Consider the following 22,644-nt stretch of genomic DNA (forward strand, 5'->3'; position numbering starts at 1 on the left):
GACATATCTATTTTTTCCCCAAGGTTCGGATATAGGCAATCACGTTGTCGATATCGACATCCGTCATTGCCGTCCCCCAGGCGGGCATTGTGGTCGATAAGCCGACCGCCGCCCCCCCTTCCTTAATCACCTTTTTCAGGTCGGCGTCGGTTTTTTTGCCCATCACGACCGGATCCTGGAAGTTGCGGGGCTTGGGGGTTAACGCCACCGATGCCGCGCCGTCCCCCATCCCTCCGGCGCCATGACAGGTGGCGCAATACATGTCGTATTTCGCCTTGCCCGCTGTGGGGTCGCCCGCCGTCTGCGCCCATGCAGGCAGAGAGGCGAGGAGGAGAAACAGAAGAGAAAAAATGAGATTCATGGTTAGAGCTCCTTTGTTTGATAAGGTTCCGGGTAACGGCGCCATTCTCCGCAACTGAAGGCATCCGTCAAGCGGGTTTTTCGGCGGCATGCCTTAAGTCTTGCCTTTCCCCTTCATCTTCTTTAAGAATTTGCAGGCGTTTATATGCCCGTTTTTTTTACCTTCATCTCCTTTCTTCTTCTTTGCCCCGCCGCATCGGCACAGACAATCATCCCGGGCATCGACCGGGTTGAAATGCTTAAAACCACATCCGATGAAAAAATCATCGTCGCCGGCATTGCCGGGCGGGGAAAAAAGGCCGACTTTGCCGTTGTCCGCTTAAACCGCGATCTGACCGTCGATAGAACCTTCGGACGCGATGGCGTTGTCCGCGTTGATGCCGGGGGAAAGGAATATCTCTACGGTCTGGCCATCCGGCCGGACGGAAAAATCATCATCGCGGGATTCACCCGAAAAGGAAAAAAAGCGGCGGCGTCCCTGGCGTCCGACTTCGCCCTCGCCCGTCTCAACCCCCATGGGGAGTTGGACTTAAACTTTGGAACAAACGGCCTGGTCATCACGGATATCGGCGCCCGGGACGAAATCCACTTTATCGCAACGACGCCAAGTGGCGGCGCCACCGGCGACGGCTCGATTGTTTCAGCCGGATTCACCGAGGAAAACGACGACAGCGACTTTATCATCGCGCGCTATCGCCCCAATGGACTCCCGGATGCAACTTTTGGAAAAAACGGCATTGTGCGGATTGATGAAACGCGCGATGACCGTCTTTACGGTGTGGCCCTTGGATCGGAGAGAAGAATCATCGCCACCGGCTCGGTGCATAATAAAGCCTCCGGGAAGGAAGAATGCATTGTCATCGCCTTAACCGCCGGCGGCCGGCGGGACAAAACGTTCGGCAACAGCGGCATGGCCCGCGTTGGGGCTTTGCGGGAACAGAATATCTGTTCTTCCGTCGTCGTCCAGCCGGATGGGAGGATAGTGGTCGCGGGCTTCGCCCGGCGCGCCGCCGGCGACACCGACTTTCTCATCGCCCGCCTTCGGCCAAACGGAAAACCGGACCGAACCTTCGGCAGTGACGGGATTCAATTTGTCGATTTCAAAAACGGCATCGACGCCGTCCATGCCCTTGCCATCGACACCCGCGGACGCCTTGTGGCGGCGGGTGACGTCCGGTTAGCGGGCGACAGCCAGTCGCAGGGCGACAGCCGCCGGTCAGGGACCGGCTTTATCGCCCTCGCCCGTCTTTTGCCCAACGGCCGCCTCGATTCCCAATTCGGCCGGGAGGGAAAGGCGACAATGTTCTTCGGCGGTCACAGCGGTGGTGAGGTAACCTCGATGACACTTATCGGAACACAAAAAATCGTCGGTGGACAGGCGGGAACAAAAGGAATGATTGCTGTTTTACGCCGCCGGGCGGACGACGGCAAGCCGGATGGCCATGCGGAAATCGGTGTAGAGCCTCTGGGCAATCGTGCGGGCATAAGTCGGCGTGAGACAACAGAGGTAGGCAAAGCCGTCCTGCCCGCCCACCAGCTCGGAGACGATCTTTAAAACCTCGTTCAACTTCTGGATACTGAAATCCATGTTCCTTCCCCGCCTGATTTCATCCACGGCGCCGGATACCGTCTGAAACACCGAATCGCGCGGATTGGAGCCGTAGGCCAGCTCGGTTAAGAAAGCCCGCACCTCCGTCTGGTTCCAGAAAACGGCGTCATCCCGCTTGAGAGACGAATTTCTCCCCGCAATATCCGCCCATTCACTCTCATCGAGCAGGTGGGACAGTTCGTGGTATTCAATCGTTTTTGCGCGAACGGCGGCAAAAGCGCCAATAAAATCGCTCTTATTTTTGGCTGATTGGTAAACGGGAAACCAGGCAGAATACTGAAGCTGGCGTTCGAGTTCTTCCAGATGGGTGAGCAGTATTTTCTTCTGCTCGCCGGTCAACCCGTCCCCCTGTTTGAGACGCTCTTCCGCGTCGGTCAGGACGGCGACAAACTCCGCGAGATCAACCGTCTGATCGGGGGGAAAATCCGGCTTTTTTTCAAAATCCGCAAAAATCTGTTCCGCCTCCTTTCTGAAAAAGGCGCTGTTCAACACCAGCCGGTTTTCCCGGGTTCCCTTCTTGTCGGCATACACATAGGAGGTGCCGTCGTAGCGAACGGTGCTGTTGTTGATGGGAATATAGCGGTACGAAACCGGCCGCCCCCAAAGGGTGGCCGTCTTCATTTTGCCGAGGGTGGCCTCGGCCTTCGCACCCGCGAGCGTCCCGATAAAAAAAATCAAAATGATCAGATATTTCCTCATGGCGTCCATCACCTCTGCACCTATTCTCAAGCAAATTCAGTGCCAAAGCGCCAATAAGGCAGGCGTTTGAAATTATTGATCTTTTCAAAGATCATCCGGCAAAATCTGCCTAATTAATAGGCAGAACTGCCTCTATTTTGGGTGATGAAACCCCAAACGGATGGGGGTTAATGAGCGGGCAAAGAGGAAAGGTTGGCTGAAAAAAACGGGAGAAATCAGCTGACCTGCATCAGCTTTTTTTCTTGCAATCACCCCTGATCGGTGGCAAATGACGGGCACATTTTAAACTGAATTATCATTCATTTTTCAAAACAGGAGCTCCCCGGTGGTTTCCAAACGGTTTCTGGCATTTGGCGGTCTGGTCGCTCTTGTCGCCGTGGGGCTCGTTTTGAAATTTTGGTGGAAACTGGGCAACAACACCGGCTATTCCCCCGAACAGCCGATCCCGTTTTCCCACAAAATCCACGCGGGGGACAACAAGATCCCCTGCCTCTACTGCCACTCGGGCGCTCTGCAGTCGCGCCACGCGGGAGTGCCGAGCATGAATATCTGCATGAACTGCCATGTCGTGGTGAAAACGGACAGCCCGTATATTCAGGAATTGACAAGGCTCTACAAGGAGGGGAAGCCGATCGAGTGGGTGCGCATCCACGATCTGCCGGACCATGCCTTTTTCAACCATAAGAGGCATGTCGCCAAAGAAATCGCCTGCGAGACCTGCCACGGCAATGTGGCGCAGATGGAAAAGATCGTCCAAAAAGAGACCCTGCAGATGGGTTTTTGCGTGAACTGCCACCGGAGGCCCCCCAAGGGGCCGAAAGGGGAGGACATGAAGGGGCCGACCGATTGTTATACGTGTCATAACTAGGGGATGGCGGATGGTGAAAAACATGGAACAAACAGAGAAAAAATATTGGGGGAGCATTGAGGAGCTGGAACGCCTCCCTGCCTATACGATGAGCCTCGGCAAGGAATTTGTCGCCCCGCCGGAAGAACAGGTCGTCACCGAGATGGAACGGCGCTCGTTTCTCAAGGTGATGGGGGCAAGCCTCCTTTTGGCCGGGACCGCCTGTTCGCGCCGTCCGGTGGAAAAGATCATCCCGTACGTGAACCAGCCGGAGGAAATCATCCCCGGAACGGCCGACCATTACGCCTCCACCTGCGGCGAGTGCTCCGCCTCCTGCGGCCTTCTGGTGAAAACCCGCGAGGGGCGGCCGATCAAGCTGGAAGGAAACGACCGGCATCCAATGAATCGGGGGCGCCTCTGCGCCCGCGGCCAGGCCTCCATTCTTAATCTGTATGATCCGGACCGGCTTAAAAATCCGGTGAAAATGCCGCGGGGGAACGGCGCCTTCAGGAACCTTTCATGGGCCGAGGCCGACCGGCAGATCAAAGATCATCTCGCCAAAACCACTCGTGGCGTAACCAAAGACAGCGGAGCAAAAATTTATCTCTTGACCGGAACGATCACCAGTCCCTCCACGCGCCGGCTGATGGCCGATTTTATGGCCTCTGTCGGATCTGCCGACGCCAGTGGCGTTGCCACCCATGTTGAATACGAGGGGGTCGTCCCGGAAGAGGTGGCGCTGGGGCAGGAGGCCGCCTACGGGCAAAAAGTAACCCCCCGTTTTCGCTTCGACCAAGCGAGCGTCATCGTTTCGTTTGGCGCCGATTTTCTTGGCACATGGCTCTCGCCGGTGGAATTTTCTGCCGGTTTTGCAAAAGGCCGGCAGGTGGAAAAAGGACAAATGTCGCGGCTTGTCGTTTTCGAATCGGCATTAAGCCTGACCGGATCGAATGCGGATGAATATTCTGCCGTCACACCGGGAGACGAGTTGAGCATCGCCTTAAGCCTCGCCCATGAGATCATCGTCAAGCGCGGACAATCGAAATATGCGAAACGAACCGATGTCATCCAGGCGTTGAACGGATACGATGTCGCATCGGTTGCGAAAGAAACGGGAATATCCGAAGACTCCCTGCGTCATACCGCGAACAGCCTGTTGAAGGCGCGCGGGCATGGAATTGTTTTGGGCGGAGCAATCAAGGGGGCAAACAGCTTGGCCCTGCAGGTGGCCGTCAATCTGCTTAATTCGGCTCTCGAAAACGACGGCGCTACCATTGATTATTCCGTTGCCCCCTCAAATCAGGCCGAAAGTTCGTTTGCCTCGCTTAAAAATTTGATCGACGAAATGAACGGGGGAACCGTCGGCGCCCTTTTCATCTATAATACGAACCCTCTCTACTCGCTTCCTCCCTCTTTGAATTTTGGAGAGGCGCTCAAAAAAGTGCCGATGGTCGTAACCATTGCCGACCGCATCAACGAAACAGCGCTCGAATCGGACTTTGTCTGTCCGCCGTCGCATTATCTGGAGGCATGGAGCGATGCGAGTCCGCAGAAAGGAATTTTCAGCATCGCCCAGCCGGTTATTGCCCCCCTTTACGACACCCGCTCGTTTCAGGATTCGCTCATCCAGTGGGGTTCCCTCCCTTTTGCAAGCGGTTACGATTATCTGCGTGAATGGTGGCAGGACAACATCTATCCGATGGCGCCCGCCGGTGGTCCTTCTTCTGTAAATTCTGTGCTTTTTTCGGAGAAGTTGGCGGACAGTTTGAAGGCCCATTCGGACCATTTGGTTGGCGGCCCTGCCGCCTTTGAGGGTTTTTGGGAAGAGACTCTCAAGAAAGGGGTCTTTCTCACAGAGCCCCGCGACGGTGAACCGGATCGTCTCGTTCCGCCGCGGGATCTCCTCGACACGGCGACGGCGGTTCTGCCGCGTCGTGAAAGTCTGTCAGACGCCAGGGACGCCGCCACCGCCAGGGACGCCGCCGCTTACGGCCTCGCGCTCTACCCATCCGTTTCGATGTTCGACGGGAGAAGCGCCAACATCGCCTGGTTGCAGGAACTCCCCGATCCGCTCTCAAAAATCACCTGGGATAATTACGTTTCGATGGCGCCGCGGACCGCCAAAGAACTTAAAATTGAAGAAGGGGATGTCGTCGCCCTTCATGGAAAAAATTTTGATATGGAACTCCCCGTTCATCTTCAGCCCAAAATGCACCCGCGGGCGCTGATGGCGGCCATCGGCTATGGGCGGAGAAATGCGGGGCGGGTGGGGGACAACATCGGTGTGGACTTAAGTTCTCTGCAGGAAATCACCGGGGGTTTGCCCCAATGGGGTGTCCTTCCCGTCGATTCGATCCGCAAAACGGGGATACGCCAACGCCTTGCAACCACGCAGGGGCATCCTACGGTTGAGGGGCGGCCGATCATCCGGGAGACCACCTTTGCCGAATATCAAAAGAACCCGCATGCGGGGAATCCGGAGAGAGAAACCCTTCCCAGCCTGTGGCCGAAACATGAATACAAAGATTACCGCTGGGGGATGGCCATCGACATGAACGCCTGCATCGGGTGCAATGCCTGCATGGTCGCCTGCCAGTCGGAAAACAACATCCCTACGGTGGGGAAGGAGCAGGTGCTCAAAGGGCGCGAGATGCACTGGATCCGGGTTGACCGTTACTACGGCGGCGAGGCGGATCAGCCCGAAATGAACTTCCAGCCGATGCTCTGCCAGCACTGCGAAAACGCCCCGTGCGAAACGGTCTGCCCCGTTCTGGCCACCATGCACAACGAGGAGGGGCTGAATGTTCAGGTTTACAACCGCTGTGTGGGGACCCGATACTGCTCCAACAACTGCCCCTACAAGGTGAGGCGCTTCAACTTCCTCGATTTTCGCGGCGCAATTTCTTCTCCCCTCGAGTTGTCGCTGAATCCCGACGTGACGGTGCGGACGCGCGGGGTGATGGAAAAATGCACCTTCTGCATTCAGAGAATCAGAACCGCAAAAGACAAGGCAAAGGACGAGGGACGAAAGCCACCAGGTGGCAAGGTGCGGGATGGGGAAATTCTCACCGCCTGCCAGCAGACCTGCCCCACAAACGCGATTGTTTTCGGCGACATCAACGATCCGGAAAGCCTCGTGTCGAAAATGAAAAAATCGCCGCGCGGCTATCATGTGCTGGAAGATCTGAATGTGGGGCCGCAGGTGACTTATTTGGCGAAGGTGCGGAATAGTGGATAGTGAATCGTAAAAAAACGATCCACGAAATAAATGGAAATCAAGGACGGAAAAATCGTCAAGGAACCTCTCGTCGCACCGGACTTAACGTTGGCGGATGTCAATAAAGACGTCTGCAATCCGCTGGAGACCTTTCCAACCAAAAAATGGTATGTCTGCCTGGTCCTCTCACTCTCGGCGCTCCTTGTGGGGGGGGTGATGGTTTGGGGCCTTATCGGCAAAGGGATCGGCGTCACGGGCTTGAATCAACCGGTGGGATGGGGGGCCTTCGACATCACCAACTTCGTCTTCTGGATCGGTATCGGCCATGCGGGGACGCTGATCTCCGCCATCCTCTACCTCTTCCGCCAAAAATGGCGGACCGCCATCAACCGTTCCGCCGAGGCGATGACCATCTTTGCCGTGATGACCGCCGGGCTTTTTCCCCTGCTTCATGTAGGGCGGCAATGGTACGCCTTCTGGCTCCTCCCTTATCCAAACCAGCGCGAACTCTGGGTCAACTTCCGCTCACCCCTTTTGTGGGATGTCTTCGCCGTCTCCACCTATTTCACCATCTCGCTTTTGTTCTGGTATACGGGGCTGGTGCCCGACCTCGCCTCGGTGCGCGACCGGTGCAAAAACCGGATTCGAAAATTCGTCTACACAATTCTCTCTCTCGGCTGGCGTGGGCAGGCCAGGCAGTGGAACCACTACGAGATGGTCTATCTCCTTTTGGCCGCCTTGAGCACCCCGCTGGTTCTTTCGGTGCACTCGATTGTAAGTTTTGATTTCGCGGTTTCCATCCTGCCCGGATGGCACACGACCATCTTTCCCCCCTATTTCGTGGCGGGGGCCATTTTTTCCGGGTTCGCCATGGTGGTGACCCTTCTGGTCATCGCGCGGGAGGTATTCAAGCTCAAGAAATACATCACCCTCTATCATCTGGAAAACATGAACAAGATCATGCTCCTCACCGGAATGATGGTGGGCTATGCCTACCTGATGGAGCTGTTCATCGCCTGGTATTCGGGAAATCTCTACGAGCGTTTTATTTTTTTAAACCGTGTTTCGGGGCCGTTTGCGTGGGCCTACTGGATCATGATGAGTTGCAACGTGTTGACGCCGCAGATATTCTGGGTGAAAAAATGGCGGAGGTCGGTGCCGGTGATGTTTGTCGCTTCACTTTTGGTCAATATCGGCATGTGGTTTGAGCGCTTCACCATCATCGTCACCTCGCTCAACAACGACTTTCTGCCGTCGAGCTGGGACTCCTATTATCCCACGCGCTACGACTGGGGAATCACCCTCGGCGCCTTCGGATTCTTTTTTACCTTTTTTCTCCTGTTTTGCCGGTTCATGCCGACGATTGCCATGTTTGAGGTGAAGTCGATCATGAAAATCGGCCGGAAAGAGGCGCGGGCCGAAATGTACGCGGGAGTTGTCGCAAGGACGGATTAGCTTATGGAAAAAGGACTACTAGCCATCTTCGACCACCCCGACGGCCTTTTGTCTGCGGTGAAAAAGGTCCGTCATCTGGGAGTGAAGAAACTCGACGCCTTTACGCCCTACGCCGTTCACGGCCTGGAACAGGCGGTGGGGCTCAAGCGTTCGTGGATCCCTTATGCCACTCTTGGTCTGGGGTTGACCGGCTGGTGCCTCGGTTTTCTTTTTCAGGCCTGGACCTCGGCTGTCGACTGGCCGCTCAATGTCGGCGGCAAACCGCTTATCTCATGGCCGGCCTTTATTCCCATTACCTTTGAATCCATGGTGTTGATCGGCGGTGTCTTGACCACGCTCATCCTGTTTGCCGCCTGTCGACTGCCGAACATGAGCCGGGCGGCGCTCGATCCGCGCCTGACGGACGACCGTTTCGGCCTTTTCGTGGACGAAACCGATCCCTGTTTCGACGAAGCCATCCTTCGCCGTCTTTTAAAGGAGTGCCATGTCGAGGAGATTAAAAATATTGCCGGCGCTCGTGCTGGCTGGTTTGGCCGCTAGCGGCGTGGCCGCCTGTAGCGACCGGTCCAAACCGACGTTCGAATTCATGCCGAACATGATGGATTCGCCCGCCGTCAAGGCCTACGAGGAGCCGATGCGCCTCCCGCCGGAGGGGGCCATTCCGCGGGGGTTTGCCCCTTATCCTTATTCGGTGGGGGAGGGGGAGACGGCGGGGCTGGAACTAAAAAATCCCCTGCCGTTCACCAAAGAAAATATCATGAAGGGACAGAAGGTGTACAACAACACCTGCATTGTCTGCCATGGGGCGAAGGGGGATGGAAACGGCTCGATTGTTCCCAAGTTTCCGCGGCCGCCGGCGCTCACCTCCGACAAGGTTGCAAACTGGCCCGACGGACGGATTTTCCATGTCATCACCCGCGGGCAAAATCTGATGGGATCCTACGCCTCCCAGATCCCGCCGGACGACCGTTGGGCGGCGATCCATTATGTACGTGCTCTCCGGCGCGCGGCGCACCCGACCGGGGAGGATGTGGAGGCGTTGAAGAAGGAATTGCGGGAAGGGACATATCCGTAAGAAGGAGTAACTCCCCTATGATTCCAAAGCCACAATCGTTTGAACTGTCTGCAAAACTCAAGGCCCTGTTCGCCCTCCTCGTTGTCGTCGGCGCCGTCGCCTTCATCACCGGCCTCAAAATCGACGCCGACCGGGCCTGGTCCAATTACCTTCTCAACTATTTTTACTGGCTCTGCCTCGGACTGGCCGGGGTCTTCTTTGCCGCTCTTCAGCATATCACCGCCTCGTACTGGAGCGTGACGGTGCGTCGGGTGGGTGAGGCGTTCATTGCGTATCTCCCCGTGGCGGCTGTTTTGTTTATTGTCCTCCTCTTCGGCAGTCACCACCTCTACGAATGGACCCATCCCCATATTATGGAAGAAGATCCTCTCCTGGGCCTCAAGAAGGCCTACCTCAATGTCCCGTTTTTCGTCATCCGCGCGGTCTTGCTTTTTGCCGTCGCCTTGGGGCTTGGAGGCTGGATGGTCAAAAACTCCGTTCAACAGGACAAAAATGGCGAGGCCCGCCTCACGCTGTTAAACACAAAAATTTCCGCGCCTTTTCTTCTTTTGTTTGCCATTGCCTTTACCCTTGTTGCCGTCGATTTGATGATGTCGCTTGCCCCCCACTGGTTTTCCACCATCTTCGGCGTCTACTGCTGGGCCGGTCTTTTCTACAGCGGGCTGGCAATGATCGCGATCTGGACCATCGCTTTAAGGAAAAAAGGGATCCTCGCCCCCTTTGTGACCGACGACCACCTTCACGATCTGGGCAAACTGATGTTTGCCTTTCTGGTTTTTTGGGGTTACATCGCCTTTTCCCAGTACATGCTTATCTGGTATGCCAACCTGCCGGAAGAAACCCCCTACATGATCGCCCGGACTCAAGGGGCCTGGAAGCCGGTGTCGGTGGCGTTGATGCTGGTTAAATTTGTCATTCCGTTTTTCCTGCTGGTTTCCCGTCCGGCCAAACGAAAAGAAAATTGGCTGATGTTTATTGCCTTTTGGTTTTTGGGGGCCCAGTGGCTGGACATCTACTGGATGGTCTTTCCAGCCCATTTCGACAAGCCGGTGTTCGGGTTCATGGAAATCGGGATGTTTCTGGGGTTTGCCGGAATCTTTTTCTTGAGTGTCGGCGGTTTCCTGCGCAAGGTCAACGTGGTTCCCGTGCAGGATCCCTGGCTTGAACAGTGCTTGCATCATCATCAATAATTATGAAGTTGCATCATCTATTTTTTGCCCTGTTCTTTGTCCTGGTCTCCATAAGCGCCTTCGCGGCGGAGTCACTCCCCGTGGAGTTGGAGGGCGTGGGGATTACGGAACATCCTGGCAAATCAATTTCCCTGGATGTCCCGTTCACGGATGAAGAAGGCAATGAGCTCCCGCTCTCCACCTATTTCGACGGCAAACGGCCGGTCATCCTGATTTTCGCCTATTATGAATGTCCGAATCTTTGCGGCCTCCTGTTGAACGGTTTTTCACAGACGTTGAGCCAAATGCTCTGGACGGTGGGAGACAAATTTCAGGTGGTAACCCTAAGCATCGATCCCAAGGAGACGTCCGATCTGGCCGGGGCGAAAAAGAAGGCCTATCTCGAGAAATATGGACGCCCGCAGGCGGCGAACGGCTGGCATTTTCTCACGGGGCAGGAGGAGAACATAAGGAAAATCGCCGATCAGGCCGGCTTCGGGTTCAAATACGACGCCGACCAGAAGCAGTTTGCGCACGGGGCGGGGATTTTTGTCTTGACCCCCGACGGAAAAATTTCGCGGACGCTCTACGGGATTGAATTCAATCCGCGCGATGTGAAGCTGGCCCTACTCGAGGCGGCCAACGGAAAAATTGGAAATGTGGTTGATAAGCTTTTGCTCTTTTGCTACCACTACGACCCCAAAGGCCGCAAATACGCGCTGTTTGCGACAAGTCTGATGAAGGCGGGCGGCGGAGTGACGGTGCTTGCACTCGGCCTGTTTGTTGCAAATCTGGTGCGAAAAAAAAATGTCAAAGGCCAAATTTCAAATGCCAAATGAAGTTCAAATATCAAAAAAACAAATTAGTCATTTGAACTTTGTTGTTTGATTTGACATTTGACCTTTGGAATTTGACATTTCTCTTATGGTTGACTTCTTCAAAATCTTCCAGCTTCCCCAGGCCTCCACGATGGCCCCCAAGGTTGACGCCCTCTACGACTTCATCCACTGGGTAAGCGTTGTCAGCTTTGTCATTATTGTCGGCGGCATGGTTTACTTCATCTGGAAATTCCGGCGGCGCCGCGAAGGCGAGCCGACTCCCTACATCACCGGGCATACCCCCACCGAACTGTCGGTTGCGGGCGTTCTGTTCATCATCGTCATGGTGATTTTCTACTGGGGGTGGAAGGATTATTCCAAAATTATTCAATCGTCCCCTAATGCCCTCGAAATCAACGTCATGGCCAGGCAGTGGCTGTGGGAATTCGAGTACACCAACGGCAGAAAGATCGTCAATGAGCTGGTTGTTCCCAAGGGGACGCCGGTGCGTCTGATTATGGGCTCGGCGGATGTTCTGCACAGTTTTTACGTCCCGAATTTCCGGCTCAAGCAGGATGTGGTCCCCGGCGCCTACACGAAGCTTGATTTTACCGCCACCAGCGTGGGGGAACAGCAGGTTTTCTGCGCCGAATATTGTGGAACCGCCCACTCCAAAATGCTGGCCAAACTGAAGGTGATGGAACCCAAAGACTATCAGCGCTGGCAGACCACCTGGGAGGTGGAACAGAGTCTGGGCATTCAGCCTGCGGGGGCCGCCGAAACGACGGCAGGACAAGCTCCCGAAACCGTGGTGGAAAATCCGGTGGAACGGGGCAAAAAACTCTTTGCCGAAAAGGGATGCACCGCGTGTCATTCGGTGTCGGGACAGGTTCTGGTCGGCCCCTCACTTAAAGAAGTCTTCGGTCACGAAGTCGAACTGGCCGACGGATCGAAAGTGATGGCCGATGAAAACTACATCCGTGAATCGTTGATGGAGCCCCAGCTCAAACTAGTGAAAGGCTTCCCGCCGGTCATGCCGACGTACAAGGGAACTTTGAAGGATGATGAGATCAACGCGCTCGTCACGTACATCAAATCGCTTAGGAATTAATTTATGGCTTACGATTCAAACGATCATCACAAGAATTATATCAATGCAGAAAAGGGAATCTGGTCTTGGATGACCACCCTCGATCACAAGCGGATCGGGGTCATGTACCTGTTTGCAACCATGTTCTTTTTCGCCGTCGGCGGGATTTTTGCCATGCTTGTCCGGCTCGAATTGTTTAAGCCGGGCCCCTTCTTCTCGCCCGACACCTACAACAAATTTTTTACCCTTCACGGGGCCATCATGGTGTTCATGTTTATCATCCCGATTATTCCGGCCGCGCTGGGAAATTTCTTCCTTCCCATCCAGATCGGCGCCAAGGATGTCGCCTTCCCGCGGCTCAACCTCCTAAGCTGGTATATCTTTGTCACCGGGTCCCTGCTTTTGGTTTTCTCGATTGTCAGCGGCGGCGTGGATACCGGATGGACCTTCTACACCCCCTACAGCATTCGCACCGCCACCAGTGTCATTCTGGCGACTCTTGGCGTTTTCGTTTTGGGCTTTTCGGGTATTTTAACGGGGCTTAATTTTGTCACCACCATTCACAAACTGCGGGCTCCGGGGATGACTTTTCACCGGATGCCACTGTTTTTGTGGGCCATTTACGCCACCGCGATTATTCAGGTGCTGGCCACCCCCGTGATCGGCATCACCACCGCTCTTTTGGTGATGGAGCGGGTTTTGCACATCGGATTTTTCGACCCCAAGCTGGGGGGGGACCCGGTTTTGTTCCAGCACTTTTTCTGGTTTTATTCCCACCCGGCCGTCTACATCATGATCCTTCCCGGCATGGGCATCGTCAGCGAGGTCATCACCGCTTTTTCGAAAAAGCACATCTTCGGCTATCACGCCGTGGCCTATTCGAGCCTCGCCATCGCCGGCATCAGTTTCATCGTCTGGGGGCATCACATGTTTGTTTCCAGCCAGTCGCCGCTGGCCAATTTTCTTTTTTCGCTTTTGACCATGCTTGTGGCCATTCCCACCGCCATCAAGGTTTTCAACTGGACAGCGACCATGTACAAAGGCTCCATCTCGCTAAAGACGCCGATGCTTTATGCGCTTTCTTTTCTCTTCCTGTTTACGATCGGCGGCCTCACCGGACTTTTCCTGGCGGCCATTTCGGTTGACGTTCACCTGCACGATACCTATTTTATCGTGGCCCATTTCCATTATGTGATGATGGGGGGGACGGTCATGGGGTTGCTGGCCGGCCTTCACTACTGGTGGCCCAAGATGTTCGGGAGAATGTATCCGGAGAAGTGGGGAAAGCTTTCCTGTGCGCTCACTTTCATCGGATTCAACCTGACCTTCTTTACGCAGTTCTGGCTGGGCAAGATGGGGATGCCGCGGCGCTATCACGATTATCTCCCCGAATATACGCCGTTGAACATCGCTTCGACCGTCGGTTCATGGTTTATCGGCGCCGGAATGCTGATTATGTTCATCTACTTCATCTGGTCGCTCTTCAAGGGGAAAAGGGCCTCGGAGAACCCCTGGGGGGGAAAGACGCTGGAGTGGACCATCGAGTCCCCTCCCACGACGCATAACTTTCACAAAGAGCCGGTCATCACCACGGGACCCTACGAATACGGTGAGTTAAAAACAACAGGAGAAGCTTAAACTTATGGCCGAACATGTCGTCCCCCATCATTTCCACAGTGCCGAACAGGCCTTTGAATCGTCCAAGCTCGGCCTCTGGCTTTTTTTGGTGACCGAAATTCTTCTCTTCGGCGGGCTTTTTGTGACCTACATCATTTACCGGGCGATGTATCCCGACATGTTTCACGAGGCAAGCCATCATTTAAATCGCCCCCTCGGTTTCGTTAATACGCTGGTCCTTATCTGCTCCAGCTTCACCATGGCCATGGCGGTCAATAAAACCCAGCACAACAAAAGCAACCGGGCCAGCCAGTATCTCCTGCTGACGCTGATGTTTGCCGCCACGTTCATGGTGATCAAGTATTTTGAGTACATGCACAAGTTTCATGACGGTCTTCTTCCCGGCGCGCATTTTACCAATACCGAAATCACGCATCCCAAGGCCGACCTCTTCTTCTCGCTTTATTTCATGATGACCGGCCTTCACGGAACGCACGTTTTGGTCGGCATGGGGTTGATTCTCTGGGTGCTGATTCGTTCGAACCGGGGGCATTTTGGAAGCCACTATTCAACCCCGGTGGAACTGACCGGAATTTACTGGCATTTGGTGGACCTGATCTGGATTTATCTGTTTCCCTTGCTGTATTTGATTGGATAAAAAAACCATGACTCAACAACACCACGCAGACCACAAAAAATCGTATGTCGCCGTCTGGATTATTCTTCTCATCCTTTCCGCTATCACCGTTTGGGTCGCCTATCACAATTACGGCATCTTCAACATCGTTGTCGCCATGGGGATTGCGACCATCAAGGCAACGCTCGTCTGCCTCTACTTCATGCATTTGAAATACGACAACCGGGTCAACCAGGTTGTTTTTGCCGCGGCCTTTGTTTTTCTGGGAATTTTTGTCGGCCTGACTGCCAGCGACGAACTCTTTCGGCCGACGGAGGCGGCGGCGCCGGTTACGGCGGTGCAGGCGCCTGCCGGCAATCAGGCCGGCCTGATGGAAAAACTGCGTCACTCAACAGCCGAGCAGATTGCCAAGGGAAAGGAAATTTACATGGCGCAGTGCATGGCCTGCCATGGCGCGGGCGGAAAAGGGGACGGCCCGGCGGGGGTTGCGCTTAATCCAAGGCCGCGTGATTTTACTTCCGGTTATTGGAAACAGGGAGGCGCCCCGGCACAGGTCTTCAAAACGGTGAGCGAAGGAATTGCCGGGACACCGATGCCCCCATTTAACAGCCTGTCGATCCCGGATCGTTGGGCGCTTGTCCACTTTGTCCGTTCTCTCTCGCCCAATACTCCTTCCGACACTCCGGATACCTTGAAACTGATCGGTCTGGGCGAAGGGGCTTCCGCGGCATCGTCACAGGCCTTGCCGGAGATTCCCGTGGATTTCGCGATCGACCGGATGGTGAAGGAAAAACAGTAGCAAACAAAGAGAGGCCGTTTGACGAAGTAATTTTCGTTCCCGCCAGCCACATCTACCGGCGAGACAATCCAACTCTTAAGCGGCTTACGAAAATTGCGAAGACAAAGGGACTCTCTTTGTTTGCCGGATAGATATGAGACACCTTTTTTTCACTGCCACCATCCTCGCCCTTGTCGTCGTAATCCTCGGCGCCTACACCCGTCTGACCGACTCCGGTCTTGGATGTCCCGACTGGCCGGGGTGTTATGGGCAGATGATTCCAAGGGTCATGGGTCACGAGTCACGAGTCACGAGTTACGAGTCACCGATTGACATAAAAAAAGCATGGACCGAAATGATCCATCGCTATTTTGCCGGCACGCTCGGTCTTTTCATCCTGGTTATCGCGATCATTTCAATCAAACGGCGACGCCAACCGGGGCAACCCTTCCTTCTCCCTCTTCTTCTCTTGGGCGCCGTTATTTTTCAGGCACTACTCGGCATGTGGACCGTCACTCTGTTGCTCAATCCGCTGGTGGTAATGGGGCATCTGCTGGGGGGGATGACGACGCTGGGATTGTGCTGGTGGTTGACGTTGACATGTAGGGGCGGCCCCCTGTGGCCGCCCGACATGCAGGGCAACCACAGGGGGTTGCCCCTACCGTTTGCACCCATTGCCGCCCTTATCATCCTCATCCTCCAAATCGCCCTCGGCGGCTGGGTGTCGGCCAACTATGCGGCGTTGGCCTGTCCCGATTTTCCCACCTGCATGGGAAGCTGGTGGCCCCAAATGAACTGGGCCCATGCCTTTGATCCGTGGAAAAGTTTGGGGGCTATCGACAACGAGGCCCGCGTGGCCATTCATATTCTGCACCGCCTTGGGGCGGTCGTGACTTTTTTGGTTCTGGGATTTTTGGCGGTCAAAGGTCTGACCGGGGCTGAAGATAAAAGCGTCAAGGCGACCTCTATTATAATGATACTGCTTCTGATCGCCCAGGTGACTTTGGGAATCTCCACCGTTCTCTTCATCCGCCCGCTTGAAATCGCAACGGCTCACAATGCGGTGGCCGCCTTATTGCTTCTCACGGTGATTGCATTGAATGACCAAATCGCAAGGCGATTGACGTCTTGAGGAATAAAATTTATAAGCCTCGGTCGGATGCTTGCCTATTTAAACCTCACTAAACCGCGGATCAGCCTCCTGTTTGCCGTTACGGGCCTGGCCGCTCTCATCATGGAGGGAAGCCTGCGAGCCAAACCGGCAACGATGTGGTTGCTCGTGGCCGCGATTTTCATGATCGGCGGTTCGGCCAATGCCTTTAATCAATATTTTGAACGGGACATTGATAAAATGATGGTAAGAACAGCCAAAAAACGCCCTCTTCCGCAGGGGAAAATCAAGCCGGTTGCCGCCCTTATCTTCAGCGTCGTCATCGGGGCGATTGGGACTTGTCTCCTCTGGCACTGGGGCACACCTCTTGCCGCCCTTCTCGGCCTCGGGACGATCGTCTTTTACAGCTTCTATTACACATTGTGGCTCAAACCCCGAACTCCTTACAACATCGTCATCGGAGGAGCCGCCGGTGCGACCGGGCCTTTAATCGGCTGGGCCGCGGCCACTGGCCTCCTTTCGTGGGCCGCCGTCGTGATGTTTGCAATCGTCTTTTTCTGGACACCGCCCCATTTCTGGTCGCTGGCCCTCTGCTGTAAGGAGGACTATGCGAAGGTCAATTATCCGATGTTTCCACTCGTTGCCGGCGATGCGGCGACGCGCAAACAGATTCTTTTCTACTCCATGACGCTTTTGCCGCTCTCGGCCAGTTTGTATTTTTTAAAAGCCGCCGGGATGGTTTATCTGATCAGTGCCCTGATCTTAAGCGCCTTTTTTATGTGGGAGGCGGTGCAGATTTACCGAAAGAAAACCATTCGCTCGTATTGGCAACTATTCGGCTATTCGATTGCCTATTTGCTTCTGCTGTTTGTGATTCTGATTGTCGATCATTTGATTTCCTGATGAAAAAAAATCCCCTCATCTCCATCTTCCTCGTCGTCTTCATCGATCTGGTCGGCTTCGGAATTGTGATTCCGATTCTTCCCTATTATGCCAAATCATTCGGCGCACAGGCGACAACCCTTGGCTGGCTGATGATGTGCTACTCCGGGATGCAATTTCTCTTTTCCCCCTTTTGGGGAAGCCTTTCCGACCGGATCGGACGGCGGCCGGTTATCCTTACCTGCCTGGTCGGGATCTCGGCCTCGATGGCCCTTTTGGGTTTTGCCAAATCGCTCGTCTGGCTTTTTGCCGCGCGTCTTTTGGCCGGGTTTTTTGGGGCGAACATTTCAACCGCCGCCGCCTACATTGCCGACATCACAAAACCGGAGGATCGCGCCAAAGGGATGGGGATGATCGGCGCCGCCTTTGGCCTTGGGTTTCTGTTTGGTCCGGCCCTGGGGGGAATTCTTTCGCGCTGGGGATATGGAGCGGCGGGATATGCCGCTGGAGTTCTGGCGCTTTTGAATTTTCTTTTTGCCCTCAAAGTCCTTAAGGAACCCCCCTTAAGCACCGAAATCCGGGCCGTGCATCGTTCCCATCTCTCATGGACGGCGTGGAGAAAAACGGTGACAACGCCGCAAACCGGGCTGGCGGTTCTTCTCTTTTTTGTGGTCACCATGGGAATTGCCCAGCTCGAAACTTCGTTTGCCCTTTTTCTGCTTGCCCGTTTTCATCTGGATGCCGTTCATGCCGGCTTGATCCTTGCCCTGATGGCCCTGGCGCTGGTGGGGATTCAGGGGGGGGCGATTGGAAGGCTGGTACGATGGATGGGGGAGGCCCGTTTGGTCCTCGCGGGGTGCGGCATCATGGCGGTGACTCTCTTTTCTGCGGCTTTAAGCCACGCCATCGCGCCCTTTATTATTTTTCTTTTATTGCAGTCGGTCGGCTACGCGATCACCAATCCTTCGCTCTCCAGCCTTGTTTCGCGCCATGCCCCGCGGGAGGTTCAGGGGTCAACGATGGGAATCTATCAATCGGCCGGAAGCCTCGCCCGCGTTTTTGGGCCGGTGGCGGCGGGGGTGTTGTTTGACCACATCGGCATCACCGCCCCATTTGTCGCGGCAGGCATCCTCTTTACCGCCGCGCTGGTTCTTGTCGCCCTCGGCAAACAGGTGTGGAATGGCAAGGAGCCAGCTGTCGCCTATTCCCAAGTTGCCTGATAACAATTGATTTGCGAATAGATTAGCCCTTCAGCGCTGATATCGGTTCCCGAAGCGCCGTCGCAGTAAACATTGCCGCTCAACAGGACCGGTGAAATCCCGAACTGAACCGGCCCTGTCGTTTGAACGACTTCATGATCTCCACTGTCGGGATCCATCAATAAGGTTTCGGTATACGATTGAGTCACATTAAACAGGAGCGACGATCCCACAAACTGGGCATTGGCGACATAGACCTGAAAACCGTCCGGCAGGTCGACTTCCTGAACCTCATCATCGGCCGATAAAAGAGCCAGCGAGCGACCGTCGGCATTGCTCCCCGTAAAGAGATGCCTCCCGTCCGTAGATGCCGGGACATTGCCGTTTAATCCGACGCCATCCGGGATGTTCAAAACCGGATTGATCTCATCCGTAGCAGGATCCACAAAAACCAGAAAGCTCGTCCCGCTGGAATCGTCCAACGTGTTGTTGGCCGCCGCAACGACCAGTTGGCCGTCTTTCAGGGCCATGGCGCTGGCATTTTTAAAGCTTGCGAGCGGGATCAGGCGATAACCTGAATTTTCGCTCAACGGTTCGGCGATCTCAACGATTGCCGAAGAACCGAAATCGACCGTGTCGTATTCGGAGGATACGTCACCCTGATTGTTGATGAGGACATAAAGCCGGCCGGTATCCGGATCCACAACCGACGCGCTCGGGCCCCTCGCTTCCAAGGCGCCGTAGAGATCGTGATCGGCAAGCAGATTGCCGTCGGTATCAAACAAGATAATCCCATGATGCGTTCCATCCTGCGAATGATAGCCGGTATTGCTCTGATAGATGGCCGCAATCACGTCCTCCCCTGCTATTTTAAGCGGACCGGTCCAGCCGTAACTCCGCTGATCGGCATGGGGAAGAGAAGGGATTGTTTTGTCGCTATCAAGGTTTTGAACATCGACCCGTTCCTCAACACCGTATTGGCCGGAAAAGTAACTGATGGCCCAGAGAGAATCGTCAGCCGAAAAAAGGGTCTGCAGTTCCCCCGCCACCTGATAAGAATCGACAAGATCAAATCCGCTCGGCGGCGCCGGCGGTTGCGAATCATCCGGTTGAGCGGAGGTCGTTTGCCCCTCTTCTTTATTGCCGGCACAACCAACCACACCACGCCCCGCCAAAATTAAAGCCCACATAGTCTTCTCCTTGTTTGTAGGGGCGTCCGCCTGAGGCGGACGCCCTCATTCGTTCACTCCGTTGATAATCGCCATCGCGTCGAGATCAAAGCCCTGCTCGCCGCTTATGCCACACAATGCATCCCCGTTCAAGTCGTAATAAGTCGGGTCGTCGGGGGAGCAGGTGTCCATGTCGACGATCAAAATATATTTCGCCTGCGCGAGGCCGACATCCTCCAGGTCGAACGAATCCCCGCCGGAGACTTCCGGATCGAGGGGATTTTCCGCGGCATTCACCGGCGTGACCCCGGCACATCCGGAATAGATTTCGTCCGGATCGTCATCGTCGCAGGGGAAGAAAAAATAATCATCGTCGTCCGCGCTCACATACACCTGCGCCCGCTCGGCGAAGTTGCCGTACATATCCGACTGGATGGCATTTTCAAAAACGGTGAAATCAACTCCCGGCCCGTCGACCACGACGTAATTGTTCAAGACAACCAGAAAATAGCCCCCGCCGCCAAACGAGACCACATGCGTCCCTCCGGTCTGCGGCATGCCGTAGACAATCTCCGGAAAAAGGTGGCTCGAATAACCGCCGTTTGTCCCATATTCAATAATGAATTCGTCATTGTCGCTTAAAAACCGGTCGGCATCCTCTGTGGAATCTTCCGGGGACATATGAACATAAACTCGCTCCGCATCGGCATAATCCTGATATCGCGCTGTAACAATCGCTTCTCCATAGGCCAAAAGCTCCGCCTTCCCTTCGCTGATTGCAAGAATCCCCCCGTCCGAACTGGACCACTCGACCTCCCCGCTGTTGCCCGACGGGGTCACAAAGAAAGTGGAAACACCGCTCACCGTCCCGGTGTTAAAGGCCACCTCGGCCTTGAGCGTCCGGGTCTCTCCCACCACCCAGTTGGAAGAATCGACCGTCACTTTTATCGACTCAACCAATTCCTCTTCGGCTTCTTCCCGCTCCGGAAGACCGCTGATTCGGACGGTCATGGCGTCGCGAAATCCGCCGCACTCCACCTTCATCGCCACATTCCCCTCGGCGACCGGCCAGACTTCCCCCTCCTGTGTGATCAAGGCAACGTCTTTTTTGACGGAGGAGAAAACCACGTCGCAGTCAGCCAACGCCATGACCGTTTCGGCTGACGCCCCGTCGGTTGACGAACCGTCCGAAAAAGCGGCGTCCAGAGTCAGGACAAAGGGGTCCCAGGCAGAGACTTCAACCAGTTGGTCGTGAAATTGAAGCGCCGACAAGGTGACGGTTTTCGATTCGACCACAATAGATAGGCCGGCGCTTTTGACCCCAAGGGTCGCCTTGATGCCGGTCGTCCCTTCCCCGACGGCTGTCAGGATGCCTTCATCCGACACTTGCACAACATCCTCATTATTTGAAAACCAGGCAATGCTTCCATCCAGACTGTCTCCCGGGCCGTCAAACTTATCCGTCACATCCGAATAGGCAACGGCGTTGGAGAGAATAACCGATAGCTTGAGCTGTTTTACTTCGCCCGTGTCGAGTAAAATGGTGGAATCTTCTTGAAACGAAATTTCCCGAATGGACACTTCCCCTCCGTCGCTTTCACCGGCCGAACTGCCGCCTGTTGATGAAAAGGAAAACCGTTCGCCCTCGCCGCAGGCGCTGGCGGCAAGACAGACAACAATCAAACATGTTCTTCTGTCCATTTGATTAATCCGTCATTCCCGCGTAAGCGGGAATCCATAATTCCCCAAAAACACTTAGACCCCCGCTTTCGCGGGGGTGACAACTTATATTTCCCCTATCGCAATCGATGTCGCCGGCGTCTCGGGTTCCATTGTTTCACCGATCAGATTGCCGGTTTCCAGATCGAACACGTCCACCTGCGGATTCGAGGCGGAGCCGTCGTCGGCCGAAATGCGGCGGCGCGAGACCCAAAGGCGGTTATTGCCGTCGGTTGAAATCTCGCGGACATCGGAGCTTCCTTCGACAAATACCGAGGCCTCATCCGCGCTTTCGGCCCCGTCAGACATCGAGAGAATCTCGGAGGTGAATTCAAAAGTGGTCGAATCCATCTCCGAGACCACAATAAACAGCGTATCGTCAGAGACGGCCAGACGTTCGATGTATCCCCCCAGGCCGGGTCGGCCCCCCAGATCCTCGTCGGCCAAAAGAATGGTATCTTCCGGATCGGCCAGAGGAACAATCTCAACCCCGCCATAGGCGTTGGAGGTGTCAAAATTCCCCAGCGTGTAATCGTAGGGGGCCTGAAGGGCGACAAACAATTTGTTTTCATCCCCGGAATAAACAACATCCACCGGGTTTCTTCCCTGAAGCGTGATCGCCCCTTCCACTTCATCCGTTGATGTATTGACAATGCCGATTTTGCCGGAGGTGTTGTGCTCGAAGGAATCCCCCTCCAAATCCTGCAGACAGAAATAAATCAAACCATCCGCCAAAACCATCGACGCCGCACGGGCGGTGCGGTTGCCGTCATCGTTCAAGAAATCAAAAAAACTCAAGCGCTTTTCAATTTCACCGGTCTCGATATTCATGACAACGACATCGCCGGGATTTCCCTCTCCATCGATATTGTCTGCGTCATTTTCCGGATTGTAGAGGGAAATATAGGCCTTGTCTCCAATCACCACCACATCCTGCGGGTTGGTGCCGTTGCCGGTGGACCATTGGCCGATCGTTTCAAAGCCGTTTGCCGGGTCAAGAATCTGGATGTTGTCGGAGCTGGCGATGGAAAAACCGTCGTGAAGAACATAAAGCAGTCCGTCAAACAGCCGGATGACGGCGCTTGAACCAAGGCCGGTGACTCCTGTATTGGACAGATCGGCGGCCTCCTCATACTCGGCCGTATAAAGCTGTCCGGACGAGGCAAAATCGGTGCCGAACAAAAAAATAGCCG

19 protein-coding genes are annotated in these 22,644 nt (G+C 54.9%); 15 read left to right on the top strand and 4 right to left on the bottom strand.

The genetic code is table 11. From position 1 onward, the window contains the following. Window positions 1-7: 7 nt before the first annotated feature. Window positions 8-361 carry a cytochrome c gene (locus HYU99_04495; protein MBI2339613.1) on the bottom strand — a complete coding sequence of 118 codons (354 nt, stop codon included), beginning with the start codon at window positions 359-361 and terminating at the stop codon, window positions 8-10. A gap of 144 nt (window positions 362-505) precedes the next feature. On the opposite strand from HYU99_04495, the gene HYU99_04500 reads away from it, so the two are divergent. From HYU99_04500 to HYU99_04570, 15 genes are all read left to right on the top strand, one after another. Beyond that, window positions 506-1,915 carry a hypothetical protein gene (locus HYU99_04500; protein MBI2339614.1) on the top strand — a complete coding sequence of 470 codons (1,410 nt, stop codon included), beginning with the start codon at window positions 506-508 and terminating at the stop codon, window positions 1,913-1,915. 1,078 nt (window positions 1,916-2,993) lie between these two features. Next, window positions 2,994-3,536 carry a cytochrome c3 family protein gene (locus HYU99_04505; GenBank protein MBI2339615.1) on the top strand — a complete coding sequence of 181 codons (543 nt, stop codon included), beginning with the start codon at window positions 2,994-2,996 and terminating at the stop codon, window positions 3,534-3,536. Between the two features lie 10 nt (window positions 3,537-3,546). Then, window positions 3,547-6,753 carry a TAT-variant-translocated molybdopterin oxidoreductase gene (locus tag HYU99_04510; GenBank protein ID MBI2339616.1) on the top strand — a complete coding sequence of 1,069 codons (3,207 nt, stop codon included), beginning with the start codon at window positions 3,547-3,549 and terminating at the stop codon, window positions 6,751-6,753. A 30-nt stretch (window positions 6,754-6,783) separates the two neighbouring features. After that, the gene (gene nrfD, locus HYU99_04515) at window positions 6,784-8,187 is read left to right on the top strand and encodes a polysulfide reductase NrfD (protein MBI2339617.1); all 1,404 of its coding nucleotides are present in this window, start codon (window positions 6,784-6,786) and stop codon (window positions 8,185-8,187) included. Between the two features lie 3 nt (window positions 8,188-8,190). After that, window positions 8,191-8,727 (top strand): DUF3341 domain-containing protein, encoded by a 537-nt coding sequence (locus HYU99_04520; protein ID MBI2339618.1) that lies wholly within the window; start codon window positions 8,191-8,193, stop codon window positions 8,725-8,727. Beyond that, window positions 8,672-9,262 (top strand): cytochrome c, encoded by a 591-nt coding sequence (locus HYU99_04525; protein MBI2339619.1) that lies wholly within the window; start codon window positions 8,672-8,674, stop codon window positions 9,260-9,262. Before HYU99_04520 ends, HYU99_04525 begins: the two co-directional genes overlap by 56 nt. 17 nt (window positions 9,263-9,279) lie before the next feature. Then, window positions 9,280-10,452: a molybdopterin oxidoreductase gene (locus tag HYU99_04530; protein MBI2339620.1), complete on the top strand. Its 1,173-nt coding sequence runs from the start codon at window positions 9,280-9,282 to the stop codon at window positions 10,450-10,452. 2 nt (window positions 10,453-10,454) lie between these two features. Then, window positions 10,455-11,270, top strand: coding sequence for an SCO family protein (locus tag HYU99_04535; GenBank protein ID MBI2339621.1), 816 nt, complete (start codon window positions 10,455-10,457; stop codon window positions 11,268-11,270). 85 nt (window positions 11,271-11,355) lie between these two features. Next, window positions 11,356-12,360 carry a cytochrome c oxidase subunit II gene (gene coxB / locus HYU99_04540; protein ID MBI2339622.1) on the top strand — a complete coding sequence of 335 codons (1,005 nt, stop codon included), beginning with the start codon at window positions 11,356-11,358 and terminating at the stop codon, window positions 12,358-12,360. Window positions 12,361-12,363: 3 nt separating this feature from the next. Further along, window positions 12,364-13,977, top strand: coding sequence for a cytochrome c oxidase subunit I (ctaD, locus tag HYU99_04545; protein MBI2339623.1), 1,614 nt, complete (start codon window positions 12,364-12,366; stop codon window positions 13,975-13,977). Window positions 13,978-13,981: 4 nt separating this feature from the next. Further along, window positions 13,982-14,614: a cytochrome c oxidase subunit 3 family protein gene (locus HYU99_04550; protein MBI2339624.1), complete on the top strand. Its 633-nt coding sequence runs from the start codon at window positions 13,982-13,984 to the stop codon at window positions 14,612-14,614. A gap of 7 nt (window positions 14,615-14,621) precedes the next feature. Then, window positions 14,622-15,392, top strand: coding sequence for a cytochrome C oxidase subunit IV family protein (locus HYU99_04555; protein MBI2339625.1), 771 nt, complete (start codon window positions 14,622-14,624; stop codon window positions 15,390-15,392). Window positions 15,393-15,525: 133 nt separating this feature from the next. Beyond that, on the top strand, window positions 15,526-16,503 hold the full coding sequence (locus HYU99_04560; protein MBI2339626.1) for a COX15/CtaA family protein: 978 nt from the start codon (window positions 15,526-15,528) through the stop codon (window positions 16,501-16,503). Window positions 16,504-16,530: 27 nt separating this feature from the next. After that, a complete protein-coding gene (gene cyoE, locus HYU99_04565; GenBank protein MBI2339627.1) occupies window positions 16,531-17,385 on the top strand; it encodes a protoheme IX farnesyltransferase in 855 nt (284 codons plus the stop codon). Continuing rightward, on the top strand, window positions 17,385-18,584 hold the full coding sequence (locus HYU99_04570) for an MFS transporter (protein MBI2339628.1): 1,200 nt from the start codon (window positions 17,385-17,387) through the stop codon (window positions 18,582-18,584). Before cyoE ends, HYU99_04570 begins: the two co-directional genes overlap by 1 nt. Here HYU99_04570 and HYU99_04575 read toward each other — a convergent pair. The 3 genes from HYU99_04575 to HYU99_04585 form a co-directional block, all read right to left on the bottom strand. Further along, window positions 18,566-19,753: a hypothetical protein gene (locus tag HYU99_04575; GenBank protein ID MBI2339629.1), complete on the bottom strand. Its 1,188-nt coding sequence runs from the start codon at window positions 19,751-19,753 to the stop codon at window positions 18,566-18,568. The two genes, HYU99_04570 and HYU99_04575, sit on opposite strands and share 19 nt — an antisense overlap. Window positions 19,754-19,798: 45 nt before the next feature. After that, entirely contained in the window at window positions 19,799-21,433 is a 1,635-nt protein-coding gene (locus tag HYU99_04580) for an Ig-like domain-containing protein (GenBank protein ID MBI2339630.1), read from the bottom strand. 84 nt (window positions 21,434-21,517) lie between these two features. After that, the coding region (locus HYU99_04585; GenBank protein ID MBI2339631.1) for a hypothetical protein at window positions 21,518-22,644 on the bottom strand (1,127 nt) is incomplete at its 5' end.

The organism is Deltaproteobacteria bacterium (assembly GCA_016183175.1).
Classification (GTDB): domain Bacteria; phylum UBA10199; class UBA10199; order UBA10199; family SBBF01; genus JACPFC01.